Origin of the sequence: Pseudoalteromonas sp. D15MCD-2 (assembly GCF_038562745.1) — a bacterium.
Classification (GTDB): domain Bacteria; phylum Pseudomonadota; class Gammaproteobacteria; order Enterobacterales; family Alteromonadaceae; genus Pseudoalteromonas.
Genome location: NZ_JBCFQE010000002.1, coordinates 880,279 through 899,017, shown reverse-complemented (window position 1 = coordinate 899,017; position 18,739 = coordinate 880,279). Strand labels below are relative to the sequence as shown.

At 41.8% G+C, this 18,739-nt stretch carries 15 protein-coding genes; 8 read left to right on the top strand and 7 right to left on the bottom strand.

All coding sequences use genetic code 11. The annotated features are described in order from the left end of the window. Positions 1–2: 2 nt before the first annotated feature. Together AADY36_RS20735 and AADY36_RS20730 are read right to left on the bottom strand one after the other, a co-directional pair. Complete coding sequence (locus AADY36_RS20735; protein ID WP_054562512.1) at positions 3–1,223, bottom strand: glycosyltransferase; 1,221 nt, start codon at positions 1,221–1,223, stop codon at positions 3–5. Continuing rightward, entirely contained in the window at positions 1,220–2,227 is a 1,008-nt protein-coding gene (locus AADY36_RS20730; protein WP_342409645.1) for a LacI family DNA-binding transcriptional regulator, read from the bottom strand. Before AADY36_RS20730 ends, AADY36_RS20735 begins: the two co-directional genes overlap by 4 nt. 162 nt (positions 2,228–2,389) lie before the next feature. Between AADY36_RS20730 and AADY36_RS20725 the strand changes: the two genes are divergently transcribed. Next, positions 2,390–4,843 carry a S9 family peptidase gene (locus tag AADY36_RS20725; protein ID WP_342409644.1) on the top strand — a complete coding sequence of 818 codons (2,454 nt, stop codon included), beginning with the start codon at positions 2,390–2,392 and terminating at the stop codon, positions 4,841–4,843. Positions 4,844–4,985: 142 nt separating this feature from the next. Continuing rightward, complete coding sequence (locus AADY36_RS20720) at positions 4,986–6,083, top strand: serine hydrolase domain-containing protein (RefSeq protein WP_342409643.1); 1,098 nt, start codon at positions 4,986–4,988, stop codon at positions 6,081–6,083. A 24-nt stretch (positions 6,084–6,107) separates the two neighbouring features. On the opposite strand, the gene AADY36_RS20715 is transcribed toward AADY36_RS20720, so the two are convergent. Then, positions 6,108–7,013, bottom strand: coding sequence for a LysR family transcriptional regulator (locus AADY36_RS20715; RefSeq protein ID WP_095209691.1), 906 nt, complete (start codon positions 7,011–7,013; stop codon positions 6,108–6,110). Between the two features lie 110 nt (positions 7,014–7,123). Between AADY36_RS20715 and AADY36_RS20710 the strand changes: the two genes are divergently transcribed. Together AADY36_RS20710 and AADY36_RS20705 are read left to right on the top strand one after the other, a co-directional pair. Then, positions 7,124–7,882, top strand: coding sequence for an SDR family NAD(P)-dependent oxidoreductase (locus AADY36_RS20710; RefSeq protein ID WP_342409642.1), 759 nt, complete (start codon positions 7,124–7,126; stop codon positions 7,880–7,882). A 91-nt stretch (positions 7,883–7,973) separates the two neighbouring features. Further along, positions 7,974–8,591: a LysE family translocator gene (locus AADY36_RS20705; protein WP_054562642.1), complete on the top strand. Its 618-nt coding sequence runs from the start codon at positions 7,974–7,976 to the stop codon at positions 8,589–8,591. A gap of 58 nt (positions 8,592–8,649) precedes the next feature. Here AADY36_RS20705 and AADY36_RS20700 read toward each other — a convergent pair whose 3' ends face one another. Then, positions 8,650–9,558 (bottom strand): LysR family transcriptional regulator, encoded by a 909-nt coding sequence (locus AADY36_RS20700; RefSeq protein WP_342409641.1) that lies wholly within the window; start codon positions 9,556–9,558, stop codon positions 8,650–8,652. A 118-nt stretch (positions 9,559–9,676) separates the two neighbouring features. Between AADY36_RS20700 and AADY36_RS20695 the strand changes: the two genes are divergently transcribed. Then, positions 9,677–11,653: a ligand-gated channel protein gene (locus AADY36_RS20695; RefSeq protein WP_342409640.1), complete on the top strand. Its 1,977-nt coding sequence runs from the start codon at positions 9,677–9,679 to the stop codon at positions 11,651–11,653. Between the two features lie 75 nt (positions 11,654–11,728). Here AADY36_RS20695 and AADY36_RS20690 read toward each other — a convergent pair whose 3' ends face one another. Genes AADY36_RS20690 through AADY36_RS20680 form a run of 3 tightly spaced genes read right to left on the bottom strand, consistent with a single transcriptional unit; the run spans position 11,729 to position 15,596 of the window. Beyond that, on the bottom strand, positions 11,729–12,649 hold the full coding sequence (locus AADY36_RS20690; RefSeq protein WP_054562504.1) for a sugar kinase: 921 nt from the start codon (positions 12,647–12,649) through the stop codon (positions 11,729–11,731). Further along, positions 12,649–14,136 (bottom strand): UxaA family hydrolase, encoded by a 1,488-nt coding sequence (locus AADY36_RS20685; protein WP_342409639.1) that lies wholly within the window; start codon positions 14,134–14,136, stop codon positions 12,649–12,651. Before AADY36_RS20685 ends, AADY36_RS20690 begins: the two co-directional genes overlap by 1 nt. Positions 14,137–14,138: 2 nt before the next feature. Next, a complete protein-coding gene (locus AADY36_RS20680; RefSeq protein WP_342409638.1) occupies positions 14,139–15,596 on the bottom strand; it encodes a tagaturonate reductase in 1,458 nt (485 codons plus the stop codon). Between the two features lie 379 nt (positions 15,597–15,975). On the opposite strand from AADY36_RS20680, the gene AADY36_RS20675 reads away from it, so the two are divergent. The 3 genes from AADY36_RS20675 to AADY36_RS20665 are packed head-to-tail and all read left to right on the top strand — an operon-like array spanning position 15,976 to position 18,655. Further along, entirely contained in the window at positions 15,976–16,872 is an 897-nt protein-coding gene (locus AADY36_RS20675) for a TRAP transporter substrate-binding protein (RefSeq protein ID WP_095209690.1), read from the top strand. Continuing rightward, complete coding sequence (locus tag AADY36_RS20670; RefSeq protein WP_342409637.1) at positions 16,869–17,354, top strand: TRAP transporter small permease; 486 nt, start codon at positions 16,869–16,871, stop codon at positions 17,352–17,354. The genes AADY36_RS20675 and AADY36_RS20670 overlap by 4 nt, the downstream gene beginning before the upstream one ends. After that, a complete protein-coding gene (locus AADY36_RS20665) occupies positions 17,354–18,655 on the top strand; it encodes a TRAP transporter large permease (protein ID WP_054562499.1) in 1,302 nt (433 codons plus the stop codon). The genes AADY36_RS20670 and AADY36_RS20665 overlap by 1 nt, the downstream gene beginning before the upstream one ends. The last annotated feature ends 84 nt before the right edge of the window (positions 18,656–18,739 follow it).

Genomic DNA, 18,739 nt, shown 5'->3' with positions numbered 1-18,739 from the left:
AATTACTTATTTTTTGCTTCAATCCACTGCGCCATGTATTGGGTCGAACGCATGGTGTGATGTTTAAGCATTTGGCCGGTAAAATTTTGCTGTCTATGCTGCGCTAATGACTCACTAATGGCGGTGATTTTAGCGATTAACTGCGACTGAAGTTTTGATTTATCATAATATTTTTGCAATAACTGCTGGCCATTTTGCTGTGCCTGAGTAAATAACGCTTCATCTTGATAAAGTGCCACTGCTGCGTCTGCAAATTGCTGTGCATCTTCACAGATTGCGCCTGACCAAGGCTCATCTTGATGCATGCCTTCACTGCCAATAGGAGTTGTTACGCTCGGCGTTTGCATGATCATCGCTTCGAGTAACTTACCCTTAATACCAGCCCCAAAACGCAGTGGCGATAAACATACTCGGGCATCTTCCATCACTTGATAAGCATCATCAGCCCAGCCTTTGATCAAGAAGCCGGTTTTTGGATTGTTAAGCGCTGTAGCCTTAGGTGGTGGGTAAGAGCCATAAATGTGGAGTTCGGCATCGGGTAATTGTTTGCGGATCAGCGGCCAAATCTGTTGTAAGTACAGCACTGCATCCCAGTTTGGCGCATGACGAAAATTACCAATGGTCATAAAGTGTTTACGTTCTGAAAATGCTTTGGTGCTGGTGGGGATATGCTGTAAATCAACCAAAAATGGTAGGTGGTGAAGTAGGGCGTTATCGACTTTGAAAACGTCATTGAGTAGCTGCATCTCGTAATGCGAGATAATTAAGCTGATGTCTGAGCGTAAAATAGCGGCGATTTCTCGCTTGGCAATATCGCTGTGTAAATCACCATAGCTGAATTCTCTACCTGCTTTATGAGCGTCGTGACGGGCATTTCTTAGACACTGTAAATCTTCTGTATCGAGAACTTTAAGTGCATTAGGGCAGTATTTGTCGACTCGCCAACCAAACTGTTCTTCCATCATAAAGCGGTCAAACATCACAATATCAGGGTTATACGCTTGTACGTACTCATCAAAGCTAGAGCAGTTCAATGCAATGACCTGCGTGGTAATGCCATCTTCGCTGAGATCCACCATGTGTTCGGTTTTTTGCGCAGGGCTTGCAAATTCAACTTGCCAGTTCTCTGCGCGAAAGGCGCGCAGGAGTGACATCATGTGGGTGCCGGCTGCCGACGAATTAGGCTCAGGCCATACATAGCCGATCACTAACACTTTTTTCATTGACTTGAATCTCGTATTTTTAAGTTAACATCCACCAAGGTGCGAACGGGTGGTGTTGATTTATCTAATAGTTCTTTTAGCACCTGACAGGTGCGTTTACCGATTTCATCGGCATTAATGGCGATGGTTGAAAGAGATGGCAGCATTAAGCGCGAATCTTCTAGGTCATCAAAGCCAATAACTTTAATGTCTTTACCCGGCTCTAGGCCGTGTTGGCGCATAGCTTCAATCGCGCCGTAAGCAATCACATCATTAAAACAGACAATGGCTTTGGTATTTGGCGCTTTTTTTATAAGGGTATTAAATGCTTCTCGGCCACCTTGGCGGTTTGTCGGCGCCTGAATAACCGGTTTTTCGTCAGTGATATTAAATTGCTCAAGCGCAGCTAAAAAACCACTTAAACGTTCATGGTAATCAGATATTTCTGCCGTGCCACCTAAAAAGGCAATTTCTTCTATGCCTTGCGATAAAATATGGCTGGTCGAAATATGCGTGCCTTTTTTGTTATCAGGCAAAATACACGGCGCTGCTGAAAACGGAATTTCACGCATGATATTAATAACCGGAAAACCACTATTTATTAAATCATCTTGCCACTGTTGCTCAGTCCCCGGTGCCGGACACATAATAAACGCCGATACGTTGTATTCTTTTAGGGTTTTCACCACTTGAGTTTGCCTTTCGACACACTCCGCAATATTCACCAGCATTGGCAGCATGCCAAGCTCAAAGATGTGTTTTTCGAGGCCAACAGCAAGCTGAGCTGAATACGGGTTGGTTAAGTCGTTTATAACCAACGCGACTAGGTTTGAGCGCTTGCTGCGTAGTGCTGCAGCATCGCGGTTATACACATAGCCAAGCTTATCAATGGCAGCCAGTACTTTTTCTTTACTTTTTTTACTGACCTTATCACTGTTGGTAAGGACCAAAGACACCGTTGATTTTGAAACCTGTGCTTGTTCAGCAACATCCCAAATTGTGACTTTGCCTGTCGATTTTTTCATTTTTATTAGCAAAAAGTGGCGAATAGAGTGCTTTTATTTTAGCGTAATTTAGCTGTTTAAGTCACTGATTGGCTGCCAAAAGGGCCTAAACTCTTTATGAAATGCTGCAAACATGTTCTACTTGTTTACAGAATCGAAAATAAAAACGAAAAAGGAACGAACATGAAAGCATTTAAACTGCTTTTTGCGCTAGTTATTGGCGCAGCTGTTTGCACACCCAGTTTTGCTAATCAAGGTTATCAAACTCCATCGCCCGCACTGGCTGCTGTGGTTGATGCTAAGCTTGCACCGAGTAGTTATTTATCGAATGATGGCCAGTGGCTGGCGTTATTTGATAGAAAACGCATCGATACCTTACAAGACTTAGCCAAAGAAGAGTTGAAACTTGCGGGTATTAAGCTTAATCCTGCTAATTTTTCGCGCTCACGAGTGCGTAATAAATTCACATCTTTAGTGCTTAAGCATGTTGAAACCGGTTCTGAAATTGTTGTATCTGGTTTGCCAAACGGCATTTTACGTTCACCAAGTTGGTCAAGCGACAGTCAATACTTGGCGTTTGTGGTTGAACAAGCATCGAGTGCTAACTTATGGGTGTATAATGTAAGTACTAAGCAAGCCCGCCAGTTAAGTGATACACCACTAAATTCAGTGCTAACGCGCACGCCTTATACTTGGTTGCCAGATAGCAGCGCCATTGTAGCTAATGCAGCAGTTAATATTGGTAAAGCACGTATCAGCAACGACAGCTCGCAGATTGTGCCAGTTATTCAGCAAAGTAGTGGTGAAAAAGCGCCTGCGCGTACTTATCAAAACTTGTTAACTAGCCCATATGATGAAGCACAATTTAAGTTTTTTGCACAAAGCCAGCTGACTTATATTCCGCTTAGTGGTCAAGGCCAACCAATTGGTCAACCGGGCTTAATTAAATCGTTTTCGGTCTCACCTGATTCAACCAATATTTTGGTTGGCATGATTGATGAGCCTTTTTCTTATCAAGTGCCTTACAGCCGATTTGCTGCGACTTGGCAAATTTGGGGAATGCGTGGCTATACGCTAGCAGAGCTTGCGAAGCAGCCTTTAGCAGATAACATTCCACAAGGTTATGACAGTGTGCGTACTGGTCGCCGCGAATTTCAATGGCGAGCAGATCAAGGCGCTGAAGTCATTTGGGCAGAAGCACAAGACGGCGGTGATATGAAAACCGACGTTCCTCATCACGATTACCTTTATAGCCTAAGAGCACCTTTTAAACGTGATGCTAAGTTATTTGCTAAAGTTGAACGCCGTTTTGACTCAATAACTTGGGGCAACGGTAATGTTGCTCTGTTATCTGAATGGCGCTTTAGCGACCGACAAGTTCGCACATTTGTTATTCAACCACGTAATGCAGATAAAAACCGTGTGCTATTTTCCGAGCGCAGTTATAACGATGCCTACAAAAATCCAGGTTACCCAATTTATGAAAAAAATGATTTGGGCGCTGATGTATTAAAAGTCGTTGGCGGGCGTTATCTTTTCTTACGCGGTAATGGTGCATCTGAAAAGGGCAATATTCCGTTTTTAGACCGTTATGATGTAAAAACCAATACCACAACACGCATTTGGCAATCAGAAGCGCCATACTATGAGCGTGTGCGTGCAATGCTTGATGATGAAGGCGAGCGTTTAATTACGATTCGCGAATCTAAAACTGAGCAACCTAACTTTTTTATTCGTGATTTAGACGATAAAACCCTGACTCAACTTACGACTTTTGAGCACCCTTACCCAGAATTTAAAGGGGTGACTAAAGAGCTAATTCGATACAAGCGTGATGATGGTGTTGAGCTTAGTGGTACGCTTTATTTACCGCCGGGTTATGATTCAACTCAAGGCCCGTTACCGGTTCTAATGTGGGCTTATCCGCTTGAATATAAAGATAAAGCCGTTGCGTCACAAATGCGTGAGTCGCCGTATGAATTTACCTATATCGGTTATTGGGGGCCAATGCCTTATCTGGCAAAAGGTATTGCCGTATTTGACGATCCGAAAATGCCAATTGTGGGTGTTGATGGTAAAGAGCCAAACGACTTATTCCGTAAGCAGCTGGTGGCAAGTGCTAAGGCTGCAGTAGATGTACTTGTTGAAAAAGGGGTGGCAGATAAAGATAACTTTGCCATTGCAGGTCACTCTTATGGTGCCTTTATGGTGGCGAATTTATTAGCGCACAGCGACTTATTTAAAACCGGTATTGCCCGCAGTGGTGCATACAACCGCACCCTAACGCCATTTGGTTTCCAAGGTGAAGAACGTGATTTTTGGCAAGCACAAGATGTGTACGCGGCAATGTCACCGTTTTTCCACGCTGAGAAAATCAATGAGCCTATGCTGATGATCCACGGTCAAGAAGATCCAAACTCGGGTACATTCCCAATGCAAAGTGAGCGTATGTATGCTGCATTAAAAGGCTTAGGTAAAGAAGCCCGTTTAGTGATGTTACCTTATGAGGCGCATGGCTATCGCGCTCGTAAGAGCTTACTGCATGTACTTTGGGAGCAAGAGCAGTGGTTAGATAAATACTTACTAAGTGACGAAAAACCCGCAGAGCCAGTTGCCGCGGAAGGCGTTACTCAGTAATTTGTGAAATGGTTATATTAGGAATCCCCGCCCTTTTAGCGGGGATTTTTATATTGCCTACTTTTATATTTTTATTAAGTGATAAGCGGTTAGTCAATTAATTTAAGCCATTAAAGTGGCAGTTATAATTACAAGGATGCTCATGAATAAGTTTATAATTCTAATATTATTTTTAATATCGTCTTGCTCATTACATGCAAAACAAACCAAAAGTTTAGAATTTTCTAAAGTGCTAGATAAGGAGATCCCTTTAATTCTTGAAAAAAGCAAAGCGCGTGGTATTGCTATATCGATTGTTCAAGGGAATGAGGTGCTTGGTTCATATTCTTATGGCTATGCTGACGCTGAAAATAGAACCCCAATCACACACAAAACTTTATTCAATGTTGGCTCCATTTCTAAAGTGATTACAGCTTGGGGCGCAATGAAACTAGTTGAACAAGGTAAAGTTGAACTTGATAAACCAATTAATGATTACTTAAAAAGTTGGAAAATACCTAATTCTCAGTTTGATGCTAACAAGGTAACTTTACGCAATATTCTCTCTCATACTGCAGGGCTTTCATTAAGTGGGTACAATGGATGGGGCGCTGAAGATCCATTACCTACTCTTGTAGAGTCATTAGAAGGCGATAACACGGGTGATGGAGCCGTTAAAATTATTCATGAACCTGATACTAAATGGTCATATTCAGGTGGTGGTTACACGATAGTTCAGCTGTTAATTGAAGACCTGACTAATCAATCTTTCAGTAATTTTATGACTGAAAACGTTCTTCTACCCCTCGGAATGACAAATTCTTCGTTTGATATCAATAGTATTTCTCCGGCAAACCTGGCTAGTCCTTACGATGAGAATGGCAACAAAACAGCTATGGTGTATTTTACAGAAACTGCTGCCGCTGGCTTTATAACAACTGCAGATGATTTAGCTAAGTTTAATAAGGCAGTGCTAAAAAATGAGCAAGGTAATTATATTGGTTCAAATATTTTATCAAATCAGCTTATTGCAAATATGATTCAAGCTCAGCCTCACACAGAAGGGCGATGGAGTATGAGTTATGTCGTAGACTCTGAGAATAACAGTCTAGGTTTTGCAGGGTTTAATAGAGGCTGGACATCATTAACTCGCTCTGTGACAGATAAAAATATTGGTTACGTAATTTTAAACAATAGTAGCGTTGGTGGAGTGAATAATGAAATTGATCAACTTCTGCTATCTGTAATTAAAGGTAGTTAAACTGAAGCGCATATAGCAAGCATCTTAGCTCTGCGTAATCGGTTTTAGTTGCTCGCTTAACCAATCAATAAACACTCGGGTGCGCCTTGGTAAATGACGTCGATTTGGGTAGACGATATTCATAGGCATGGGCGGCAAATTATAGTCAGGTAAAACTTGGATAAGTTCACCACGACTAAGCTCGTCGAGAACACCATGACGTGGCACTTGAATAAGACCAAGCCCAGCTAAGCACGCTGCTTTATAGGCATCTGTATTGTTAACTGTAAGTTGTGATTTCATGGTGAGGGTTTGCCAATCGCCTTGTGTATCTTGGTATTCAAAGCCGGGGTCAAGTTGACCGAGTGTTTGGCTATAGCGAACAATGTAGTGCTTGGCTAAATCGCTAAGTTCTGTGATGTTGCCATAGCTTTTAATATAACCTGGGCTTACACAGTTAATCATCGGGCAGTGGCCAATTTTTTTCGCAATCAGCGATGAATCTTCTAAATTACCGACCCGCACTACACAATCAAAGCCTTCTTCAATTAGGTTAACTCGTCTGTCTGAACTACTCAGCTCAATCTCTAATTGCGGGTGTGCAGATAAAAAGCTGTCTAGATTCGGCAGCACTAAACGTCTGCTAATTGGCTGTGGCATATCTACTCTAAGACGCCCTGATAACGCTTCGTCTTTTTTATGAAATAGGGTTTGTAGTTCGTCTATATCAGCAAGCATATCTTTGCAGCGCTGATAAAAAACCGTGCCTTCGTTAGTAAGCGTAACTCGTCTTGTTGTGCGGTTTAGAAGCCGAGCACCTAACGTATCTTCGAGTTGTTTGACCAACTGCGAAACAGATGATTTAGGCATGCTCAGTGCAAGTGCTGCAGCCGAAAAGCTTTTTTGCTCTGCAACCTGAACAAAGGTTTTCATGGCATTCAGTTCATTCATGATTGTTTGTTATTTGCGAACAGTTAATTCAATTTTACATGGTTTATCTGAATTTGCAGTGTAAATATACTGGTTGCTCACAATTACTTCAAAGCAAAAGGGTAAACACGATGAGCAACAAAATTGCAGTGATCACAGGTGGTAATCGCGGATTAGGTAAAAATACAGTTTTAAGTTTGGCACGTAAAAACATTGATTGTGTATTTACTTACAGAAGCCATAAAGATGAAGCGCAGCAAGTTGTAGAGGAAGTAGCCGCACTGGGGGCAAAAGCCGTCGCCATTCAACTTGATGTGAGCGATATTTTAGGTTTTGCTGAATTTAAACAAACACTTGAAAGTACCTTAGCAACACAATGGCAAACGTCTCGATTTGATTATTTAATTAATAACGCAGGCCATGGCAGTGACAGTGCATTTGCTGATACCAGCGAAGCTATGTTTGATAATTTGATGAATGTACATGTAAAAGGTGTGTTTTTCTTAACGCAAGCATTGCATGAGATGATCAATGATGGCGGGCGTATTATTAACTTATCTTCTGGGCTGACACGCTTTGCATTACCAGGAAAAGCGGCCTACGCCACCATGAAAGGGGCCGTTGAGGTATTGACCAAATACATGGCAAAAGAACTTGCTGGTCGCAGTATTGCCGTGAATGTTGTTGCGCCGGGCGCTATTGCCACTGATTTTGGTGGCGGTGCTGTTCGTGATAATGAGCATGTTGCGCAATTAGTCAGTTCATTTACAGCCATGGGACGCGTTGGCCAAGCTGATGATATTGGTCCTATGATTGCGCAGCTACTTGGTGATGAAAACCGTTGGGTGACCGGGCAGCGCATTGAAGCATCGGGCGGTATGTTTTTATAAGCCTGTTAGCAATCGCGTGTTTGTTTGCTTATTTAAGTGAATGTGATTTAATCGCTTTCTCTTTTTAAGCAATAAACATGTGATTGCATTTATGCTCGATTTAGCTGTACTCGCGGTTTTTATTCCGACCTTTTTCTTTGTTTCTATTACACCTGGTATGTGTATGACGCTCGCCATGACGTTAGGAATGAGTGTAGGCGTTAGACGTACGCTGTGGATGATGGTCGGCGAAGTGTTAGGCGTTGCTACGGTAGCCATTGCTGCGGTGATAGGGGTTGCCAGTATTATGCTTAATTACCCTGAGTTATTTGCCTTTTTAAAATACTTAGGTGGTGCGTACTTAATTTACCTAGGGGTTAATATGTGGCGCGCTAAAACCAGCTTTAAACCTAACGATGATACACAGCAACAAATTGGTCGTGGGCAATTGTTTTCGCAGGGTTATATTACTGCCATTGCAAACCCAAAAGGGTGGGCATTTATGATTTCTTTACTCCCTCCGTTTATTAATGTTGATTTAGCGGTTGCTCCTCAGCTTGCGGTATTAGTGAGCATTATTATGCTGAGCGAATTTATCTGTATGTTGATTTACGCAACAGGCGGTAAAAGCTTAAGGCTGTTTTTGGATAAAGGCGATAATGTGAAGTGGTTAAACCGTATTGCTGGCGCGTTAATGATGTGTGTGGGCGTTTGGCTGGCGCTAGGCTAATACTAATTTGGATGATACCCATCCGAATACGGCAAATGGGTATTATCCTTGTAGCGTCTTAATCAACTAACTCAACTTGCTTAGACACATGGTTAAAGCACAGTTTTAACGTATCAATGGCAGTTTTTGTTTTTGCCGCTAAGCTGTCTCTGGCAGGTGTTACGGCATAGACAGTGTAATTTGGCATTGCCCATTCGGGTGCAATTTCAACCAGCTCTTTCGATTTTAATAAATGCCTGACTTCTGGCTCTGGTAGCACGCCATAGCCAACACCATCACACACTAATTTAATTAAGCTTTGCATATTATTTACGGTGATCTTCGCTTTTGGTAATGGCTTGCTTGCCAGCGTTGACGGGTTAAACGCATTACTGTCGGCGTTGCTGTGGGCGATACGGGCAAAGTTGCCAAGGTCTTCCCAACTTGCTTTATCGAGTTTGCTAATTGCATGGTCTTTATGAGCGCATAGCTTTAACGGCCAAGTAGCTAATTTACGAGCAACGAGGTTAGAGTCAGTTAATGGGCCAATCGCAATCGCTAGGTCAGCGCCGCATTTGATCATATCAATTGGCTCATCAGTCAAAATTAACTGAATACGTAAATCATCAAACTCGTTAATTAAGCGATCTAATGGCTCGCTTAATAGGCCGCCGCCAAACCCCACAGGCGCAACTAATTTGAGCTCGCCACTGGGCTTATTTTGTAATTGTTGCAATTGCGTACTGGCCTGATCCGCCAGTGCCAGTATTTTTAAACAGCTTTGATAATACAGATGGCCCGCCTCGGTTAACGTGAGTTCGCGTGGGCTGCGGTTAAATAGGCTCAATCCGATTTCTTGTTCTAATTGCTTAATGTGTTGACTGACAGCCGATGTGGTCATCGATAACTCTGCAGCTGCACTGCTCATGTTGCCTGTTTCAACAGTACGAGAAAATACACGTAATGTTTTTATCAGCTTGGAATTCATGGTTCAGGCCTTCTTAATTCAGTTTTAAGAAATCGTAAATTGTGAAAATTGGGACTTCTCATTAGTATGCAAACGCTAATTATTATCATTTATAAACAAAAAGTCACGGAGTATTATTATGACGAGGGTTGTTTCTTCTGTTTTACCACTCACCGCTGCTGTGTTAGCAGGTCTTTCCCATTTTGCATACGCTGATGACAAAAAACAAGACATGGAAGTAATCGTTGTATCAGCTTCTGGTTACGAGCAAATGCTAAAAGAGGCGCCAGCCAGTATCAGTGTTATTGACCGTGAGCAGCTTGAAAAGCGTTTTTACCGTGATCTAACCGATGCAATGACCGATGTTCCCGGTGTGGTTGTCACAGGTGGTGGCGACAGAAAAGATATCAGTCTGCGCGGGATGGCAAGTCAATATACTTTGATTTTAATTGACGGCCAGCGCCAAACCTCACGCGAAACTCGTCCAAACAGTGATGGCCCAGGTGTTGAGGGAGCATGGACTCCACCTATTTCAGCAATTGAGCGTATCGAGGTTATTCGCGGCCCTATGTCTTCACTATATGGCTCAGATGCAATTGGTGGTGTTATCAATATTATTACCCGCAAAACACCAGAAAAATGGTACGGTGAACTGCGTTTAGACAGCACGATTCAAGAATCAAGTGACTCGGGTAATATCAACCAAGGCAGTTTCTTTACTGCGGGTGGCTTAATTCCTGAGTTATTAGGTATGCAGTTATCTGGTCAGTTTTCAAAGCGTGACGAAGACGATTTTGAAGCAGGTTTTCGTGGTAAAGAGCAAAGCAATATCAAAGCTAAGTTTATCTTAACGCCCTCTGATAGCCATGAAATTATGCTTGAAGTAGGCTCTGCAAAACAAAAACTCGACGAAACATTAGGCAAAACAGTTGCTCCTTTAGCTGAAGGTGAAAGCTGTGGTCGACGTGGTTGCCCAGAGTCATCAACCACAGAGTACGACCAAGAAAGCTACTCACTAAGTCATAATGGTTTTTATGATTTTGGTTCATCACGCAGTTACTTAAAGTACGATAAATTCGATAATACCTCTCGCGAAATGTACGTCGAAAATACTGATGCGCAAACAAGCTGGACTTTACCTTTTACCAATCATAATGCTGCATTTGGGGCGTCATATTTAAAAGAAGAGCTGGACGATTACACCAGTAACCGCATTAGTGACTTAACGCATGTTGAGAACGAGCAGTGGTCAGTATTTGCAGAAGATGAGTGGGCAGCAACCAAGCAATTTAAACTCACTACCGGTCTTCGTTATGACCATGATGGCGATTTTTCAGGCCATTTCAGCCCGCGTTTATATGGTGTGTATACAGCGACTAAATCATTGACGGTGAAAGGCGGTATCTCAACAGGCTTTAGAGCACCGAATATTCGTCAATCTACCGCAGCTTGGGGGCAAGTGAGCCGAGGTGGTAATATTTACGGTAACCCAGATTTAAGCCCTGAAAAATCAGTAAACTACGAAATGGGTATTTACTATGATGCCAGCCGTGATTTATCGCTTTCAAGCACCGTATTTTACAACGAATTTGAAGATAAAATTACCCGTATTTCGTGCCCACTCACTCAGTGTACTGATGGGCCAAACCAGTTTGGTTCAATGCCAACGACCTATGTCAATGTGGATGAAGCCGTTACGCAAGGCTTTGAGTTATCAGTATCTTACGACATTACCAGTGAGCTTGATGTCAGTGCCAACTACACCTACACCGACTCTGAGCAAAAAACCGGTGAATACAAAGGCAGCCCACTTAACCAATTACCTAAGCATATTTTACAAACTTCCGTTAATTGGCGCCCGGTTGATAAGCTAGGTACGTGGCTGCGTGTTCATTACCGCGGCGAAGAAAGCCAGCCGACAACAGGCCCGTCGCAAGACAGCTTAATTGCGCCAGATTACACCTTGGCTGATATTGGTGGTAACTACGATTTAAGCCGCAGCATTAAGTTAGGATTTGGTGTTTATAATCTGTTTGATAAAGAAATCACTGAAGATGAATACGGATATGTTGAAGATGGTCGACGTTATTGGGTTTCTCTAGGCTTTAACTTTTAAATAATTATTAAGTTATTCGTATTTGCAGGTTTAACCACTAAGTTAATTGGTGGTTAAACCTTATTTTAGTAAAACTTAGGTTGTTATCTCAACGATAGCGCCGTAGTGCTGAATGACTTGCCCTGCAATATAATTTCCTTGTTTTGCGCATTTTTCAATAGCTTGATCCTGCAGCCAAGCCGACAAAAAACCAGCATTAAATGCATCTCCTGCCGCTGTTGTATCAATGACTTTATTAATTTTATTGGTAGGATAATGCGTTGCATTTTGCTGCTCTAAAGTACTGTATTGGCAACCATTTCCACCATCTTTAATTACAAGTTCTTTAACGCCTAATTCATGAAGCCACACTTTACAAGCTGAAATATCTTTGCAACTCCAAATCATTGCTTCATCATCAAACGTTACCAAAGCCAGGTCGGCTAATTGCGCCATCCGCTTATTAATATCCTGACAGTATTGCATCGAATGCCATAACGAAGGCCTGTGATTGCTATCATAAATTATTTTTACACCTGCGCGTTTTAAGTTTGTCAGCTCGTTAAGTAATGCATAGCAATCATCTGGGGGCAAAATTGCCAAACTAATGCCTGATAAATAAATAGCATCAAACTCAGTTAATTTATTGATGATATTATAAAATTTGGGCTGCTGAACAAGGTGCTTTGCTGCAGAATTATTGCGCCAATATTGAAAAGAACGCTCGCCATGTTGGTCTGTATGAATCATATAAAGGCCAGCGTGTCTTTGCTTATCTTTGAGAACAAAGTCGCAATTTATTTGATAATCCTGCCAACGAGCTATCATAGCTTGGCTTAATGCATCTTCACCCATGGCAGTTATATAACAGACATCGACTTTTTCGCCCGCTAATTTCTTTAGGTAAATTGCGGTATTCATGGTGTCACCACCAAAGTTTTGTTGCATGGCTGTGAACAGCTCGCCAGACAATTCCACCATACACTCTCCAATAATGGCGACTTTTTTAGCCTGCATTACAGAGTGACTCCTTTTTTCCAAATGGCGACTTCACGAATATCATTAACTTCGTTACAAGTTGGCTTACCATTTACTATCTCAACTAATAAATCGACAAATTCCTGATGCACTTCAGGCATGCTTTTACCGCTGACTAGCACACCGGCATCAAAGTCTATCCAGCGCGTTTTCTTATTTGCCAGCTCTGAGTTCGTAGCAATTTTTAAAGTCGGCACAAAGCCACCATAAGGCGTACCTCGACCGGTTGTGAATAGCACAATATGACAGCCTGCGGCGGCAAGTGCGCTGGTGGCAATGGGATCATTACCCGGTGCATTAAGTAAATTTAAACCAGCGACACTTAAGCGTTCACCATACTCAAGCACAGCCTGTACTTTGCTTGTGCCAGCCTTTTGTGTACAACCCAACGACTTATCTTCTAATGTACTAATTCCGCCTTTTTTATTGCCAGGAGAAGGGTTTTCGTAAATAGGTTGATTGTGTGCTTTGTAATAACCTTTAAAGTTATTAACCATGCTGACAAGTTGATTAAAGGTTTCTTCATCTTTACAGCGAGACATGAGTAATGTCTCTGCACCAAACATCTCGGGGACTTCCGTTAGGACTGTCGTGCCTCCTTGAGCAATTAAGTAATCAGAGAAGTAGCCAAGCATGGGGTTGGCTGTGATCCCAGATAGGCCATCACTGCCTCCACACTCAAGGCCAAATTTTACTTCACTGAGCTTGCCGGTTTCTCGCTTATCGTGTTTAACGACGCTGTAGATTTCTTCTAGTAGAGCTACGCCATCTTCAACTTCATCATCAGAGTGCTGTGAAATTAAAAACTTAATTCGTGATTCGTCTATTTCACCTAAACCCGCTTTAAACGCTGCTAATTGGTTATTTTCGCAACCTAGACCAACGATTAACGCGCCACCGGCATTAGGGTGTAAGGCCATATCTTGCAATAAAACTTTTGTGGTTGCTAAATCATCGCCTAACTGAGAGCAGCCAAATTGATGTGGAAATATGTGTACGCCATCAATTTCAAGTTCAGCATGGTTACGTAAAAACTCATCTTTCATTTGTTTGATCATGCCATTCACGCAGCCAACGGTTGGGATCAACCATATCTCGTTACGAATACCAATCTCACCATTGGCACGACGATAAATATTAACCTCAGGTGATGGCTCCTCGGGGGCTTGTGCAACGAACTCTGGCTGATATTGGTATGTTAATTCATCATGCAACGTTGTTTTGATGCAATGTGTGTGTACCCATGCGCCAGGATTAATATCTTCAAGTGCAAAACCAATTGGGGCGCCATATTTAATGACTCGCTCACCCTTAGCAATCGGCTTAAGCGCAACTTTATGACCCTTATCTATATCTTCTAACGTTGTAAAAGAAAAGCCTTCAAATTCGATTCTTTCATTTGCATTGATTGGCTGTAAGGCAATGGCCACATCATCAGTATTGTGAAGTCGTAATAGTCTGCTCATGGTTATGACTCCAATAAGTTAACAAGCGTTTGTTCAACTGAGCTTGATAGCATTAGATTTAATTGCTCAGTCACTTTATCTGTAAGGCCTGCAATTTCATTTAAGTCTTTATCCCAATGCCACTTAGCAGCTAACACAGAGCTTACTAGCTCATTGGTTGTTATTGATCCTTGCTGATGTTGTTGCCATTGCTCGTTGAATAAAGCCAACCACTTTGGATTGTCGGCTAATTCAATTTTGTCGTCATTTCGCTCGCCACGATAAAACAATATTTGCCCAGCTAAAGCTGTTGCGATGAGTAGTGGTACAGTTTTGTTGTCGCTAATATATTGCTCTAACTGAGGTAACAAGCGTGTTTTAAATTTAGTCATGCTATTTAATGAAATAGACATCAGTAGGTGACATATATAAGGGTTTCTGAAGCGGTTTAATACGTCATTCGCGAAAATCTGTAACTCTTCTTTAGGTAAGGATAGAGTAGGGATGATTTCATCAAATATCAGTTTAGTAACGTATTTTTCAAGCAGAGGTGAAGCGAGAGCCTCGCCAACCGAATCAATATTTGCCATATAGGCAAGTGGAACCATAGCAGTATGCGCACCGTTCAAAATAGCCACTTTTCGTTGTTTATAAGGAGCAATATCGTCAACAACCTTAATGTTTAAGTCACTGCCTTTAAGGTGTAATACATCAGCTAAATGCTGTGGTCCTTGGATCACAAATAAATGAAAGTATTCTGCTGTTACCATGAAGTTGTCGTAATAACCGCATTGTTGCTGTAAAGCTTGATGTTCATCGCGCGGAAAGCCCGTCACAATACGGTCAACGAGAGATGAACAAAAATGATTGTGCTCGTTAAGCCAGTTCACAAACTCGCTTGGTAAATCCCATAACTGACTGTACTGCAATACAATCTCTTTAAGCTTTTCGCCATTATAATCAATAAGTTCACAAGGAATTATGATCATGCCACTACTACTTGCACCATTGAAGTGCTTGAAGCGGTGAAATAACCATTGCGTTAGTTTTGCTGGAAATGCTTTTGCAGGTGTATCAGATAACTTGTCCTCGGGAATGTATTCAATGCCGGCTTCTGTCGTATTCGAAAAAATGACTTTAAGGTCGCTGTTCTCAGCAAGCTTTAAATAGTTATCAAACTCTTTGTAAACAGGGATTTCTTCGTTAACGCAACTGATAATACGCTGCTCAGAAACAGCTTTGTTTTGCTCATTGATACCACGAATAATACAGGTATATAAGCCATCCTGTGTATTAAGAAGCGGCAGCGAGTCGTAGTCGATGGGTCTGATGATAGCAACACCGGCATTTAAACCTGTTTGTTCGTTAAGCTTATCTATTTGCCAATCGACAAATGCACGTAAAAAATTGCCTTCTCCAAACTGCATTATACTCGTTGGATATTTGTTTTTATTAAAGTTTTTACGATTTAAAGTTTGCATTTTTGTGCCCGCTCTTAGCATTGTTACAGTGTATTGCAGAACATAGTAGTTAATTTTGCCACCGGTGGCAAATAAGATTTGACAATTTGCTACCGGTAGTCAAAACTGGCCTTTAACAAATAAGTAATACAATTAACGTTTGTTTATAGCTTTCCATTTAAAACTCACAAAATTTTTTAAATGGATACGCAGGTCATAGCTTGGATTGCCGTGTACCTTAATGAAATATAAAGGATTATATAAGACAACATGAACACACAACTGAACACACAAAGAAGACACAACAATGCATAAAATTCTTCTGAGCACGCTATTTCTCTGCTGCTGTTTATTTTTTATCAGTGCTTGCAGTGACGACAACAAGGTTATTCGCCTAACAATGGCGCATACATTAGATACCCGTCATGTTACCCATCAAGCCATGGAGTATATGGCAGAGCGTTTAGCTTATTACTCTGATAATCAAATGGAAATTGTGATTTATCCCGCAGCACAATTAGGCACGGAAAGAGAGTTAATAGAGCTATTACAAATCGGTAGTTTGTCGATGACAAAAGTATCGTCAAGCCCACTTGAAGGCTTTGTGCCTCAAATGAAAGTATTTGGAGTGCCTTATTTATTTAACGATAGTGAGCACTTTTGGAAAGTACTTAATAGTCAGCTTGGGCAAAAATTGCTTGATGACCTAGCTGTAGCTCGCCTTAAAGGGCTTGGCTATTATGATGCGGGTAGTCGCAGCTTTTACACAACAGATGCAGCTATTAGAACGCCCGATGACTTAATAGGTAGCAAAATTAGAGTTGTAACTAGCCCAATGGCTATTGCTACTGTGCAGTCTTTAGGTGGCGCTGCCACTCCCATTGCGTGGGGTGAACTTTATTCTGCCCTGCAACAAGGTGTTGTCGATGGTGCAGAAAATAACCCGCCTAGCTATTACCTATCTCGTCATTATGAAATTGCGAAGTACTACACCCTAGATGAACACACTTTTGTGCCTGACATCGTAGTTGCTAGTCAAAAGGTTTGGCAGCAATTAACGACTCAGCAGCAACACTGGCTGAAGTTGGCAATGCAAGATTCTGTTACCTATCAACGTAGTTTGTGGCAATCAGCATCTGATCAGGCATTACAGGCCGTTGTTGATGCGGGTGTTGAGGTTATTTACCCAGATAAACAAGTGTTTCAAGAGAAAGTAGCCCCTTTTCATGCCTCATTTAAAGGCACGCCTATCGCCGCACAAATTGCGGCAATAAAAGCGATGCAGGAGGCGTTATGAAAGAGTTTAATGCGAAAATAAATCAGCTCATTGAATGGGTATTAATTGTTGCGATGTTTGCCATTGTTGCAGTCGTTAGTTGGCAGGTGTTCTCACGCTTTATTTTGCGGTCCCCTAACTCTTACACTGAAGAACTTGCTCGTTTTTTACTTATGTGGATTGGCGTTTTAGGTGCTTCGTATGCCTATCGTACCCGAGCACACTTAGGGCTTGATCTTTTCTATCAAAAGATGATTCCAACGATACGTCGTAAGTGTTCATTTTTAATTGAGTTTTCAGTACTGATTACCGCGCTCAGCCTATTAGTTTATGGAGGCGGTATGTTGATGAACTTAAGCTTTTCATTAGATCAACGTTCAGCTGCTCTTGGGATCAATATGGGGTTTATTTACGCTGCTTTGCCAATTAGTGGCGTACTCATCACATTCAATTGCATTGAAAATATCATTTATTTTTTTAGACAAACACAGGAGCAAGAATAATGGAAATGACAGCCATCTTGTTGCTTGTTTGTTTTTTCACACTGCTGCTAATCAATGTGCCGATATCGATTAGTATTGCTCTGTCGACGTTGTTAGCGCTGGTTTTACACATGGATTTTACCCCAGCGGCAACGACAATTGCGCAGCAAATGATAGGGGGAATAGACAGCTTTGCACTACTGGCCATTCCGTTTTTTATTTTATCGGGTCTGATCATGGGGCAGGGGGGCATAGCTAGGCGTTTAATTGAATCTGCTATGGCTATGGTCGGTTTTTTACCGGGCGGATTAGCGCTGGTCAATGTGATGTCTTGTATGATGTTTGGCGCAATTTCTGGTTCTGCAGTGGCGGCCACATCGGCGATAGGCAGCTTTATGGTGCCAGAAATGAAAAAGCACGGTTATAGTGAAAATTTCGCCGCCGCAGTTACGGCCAGCGCAGCAACCACGGGTATGCTAATACCGCCAAGTAACATCTTAATTATTTATGCTATAGCAAGTGGCGGAGTGTCGATCGCGGCACTGTTTGTTGCTGGGTATTTACCAGGTATTTTACTGGGATTAACACTGATGTTGGTTTGTGCCATCTATTCTTTAAAAAACAACTACCCCGTAGCAGCACGTTTACCACTTGCTTTGGTTTTAGAAAAAGTGATTGCAGCCATCCCTAGTTTGCTACTCATCATAATCGTTATTGGCGGTATCATAGGAGGTGTATTCACAGCCACAGAAGCAGGGGCTGTCGCTGTATTATATGCACTGGTTTTAGCTGTTTTTGTGTATAAAGAATTATCGCTAGATGAGTTACCTAAACTACTGCTAAAAGCTTGTGAAACAACGGCAATCGTGATGCTTATTATTGCCGCTTCTAGTGCGATGTCGTGGGTTTTATCTTATTCACACATTCCGCAAATAGTGAGTCAATTTTTCTTAACCTTAAGTGATAACCCATTACTGATTTTGTTATTAATCAATCTCATTTTGATATTAGTGGGTGCCTTTATCGATATGACACCTGCAGTGCTTATATTTACTCCGATCTTTTTGCCCGTTGCAGCACAGTTTGGCATGTCACCGGTGCAATTTGGGGTAATGATAGTGCTTAATTTATCAATCGGTTTGGTATCGCCGCCGGTTGGTAGTGTATTGTTTGTCAGCTGCGCAGTAGCAAAAACTTCGCTTCATAAAATCATTAAGCCAATGCTGCCTTTGTATTGTGTGATGTTTATGGTGCTTATGTTGGTGACCTATTTACCTGCCATAAGTGAGTTTTTACCTCGCTTACTAGGGTTGATTGATTAATAAAAACAATTGCTTTGCTAGAGTTAACAGCTTTTATGGATAAAAGCTTGGTGCTACTATAGCTAAGTTAGTTATTTCGGGATC

Excerpts from the sequence above, each read along its gene's own strand:
- AADY36_RS20670 (WP_342409637.1), top strand. The coding sequence starts at position 16,869 with ATGAAAGAGTTTAATGCGAAAATAAATCAGCTCATTGAATGGGTATTA.
- AADY36_RS20695 (WP_342409640.1), top strand. The coding sequence starts at position 9,677 with ATGACGAGGGTTGTTTCTTCTGTTTTACCACTCACCGCTGCTGTGTTA.
- AADY36_RS20735 (WP_054562512.1), bottom strand. The coding sequence starts at position 1,223 with ATGAAAAAAGTGTTAGTGATCGGCTATGTATGGCCTGAGCCTAATTCG.
- AADY36_RS20665 (WP_054562499.1), top strand. The coding sequence starts at position 17,354 with ATGGAAATGACAGCCATCTTGTTGCTTGTTTGTTTTTTCACACTGCTG.
- AADY36_RS20685 (WP_342409639.1), bottom strand. The coding sequence starts at position 14,136 with ATGAGCAGACTATTACGACTTCACAATACTGATGATGTGGCCATTGCC.
- AADY36_RS20675 (WP_095209690.1), top strand. The coding sequence starts at position 15,976 with ATGGCGCATACATTAGATACCCGTCATGTTACCCATCAAGCCATGGAG.
- AADY36_RS20710 (WP_342409642.1), top strand. The coding sequence starts at position 7,124 with ATGAGCAACAAAATTGCAGTGATCACAGGTGGTAATCGCGGATTAGGT.
- AADY36_RS20730 (WP_342409645.1), bottom strand. The coding sequence starts at position 2,227 with ATGAAAAAATCGACAGGCAAAGTCACAATTTGGGATGTTGCTGAACAA.
- AADY36_RS20705 (WP_054562642.1), top strand. The coding sequence starts at position 7,974 with ATGCTCGATTTAGCTGTACTCGCGGTTTTTATTCCGACCTTTTTCTTT.
- AADY36_RS20680 (WP_342409638.1), bottom strand. The coding sequence starts at position 15,596 with ATGCAAACTTTAAATCGTAAAAACTTTAATAAAAACAAATATCCAACG.
- AADY36_RS20700 (WP_342409641.1), bottom strand. The coding sequence starts at position 9,558 with ATGAATTCCAAGCTGATAAAAACATTACGTGTATTTTCTCGTACTGTT.
- AADY36_RS20690 (WP_054562504.1), bottom strand. The coding sequence starts at position 12,649 with ATGCAGGCTAAAAAAGTCGCCATTATTGGAGAGTGTATGGTGGAATTG.
- AADY36_RS20715 (WP_095209691.1), bottom strand. The coding sequence starts at position 7,013 with ATGAATGAACTGAATGCCATGAAAACCTTTGTTCAGGTTGCAGAGCAA.
- AADY36_RS20725 (WP_342409644.1), top strand. The coding sequence starts at position 2,390 with ATGAAAGCATTTAAACTGCTTTTTGCGCTAGTTATTGGCGCAGCTGTT.
- AADY36_RS20720 (WP_342409643.1), top strand. The coding sequence starts at position 4,986 with ATGAATAAGTTTATAATTCTAATATTATTTTTAATATCGTCTTGCTCA.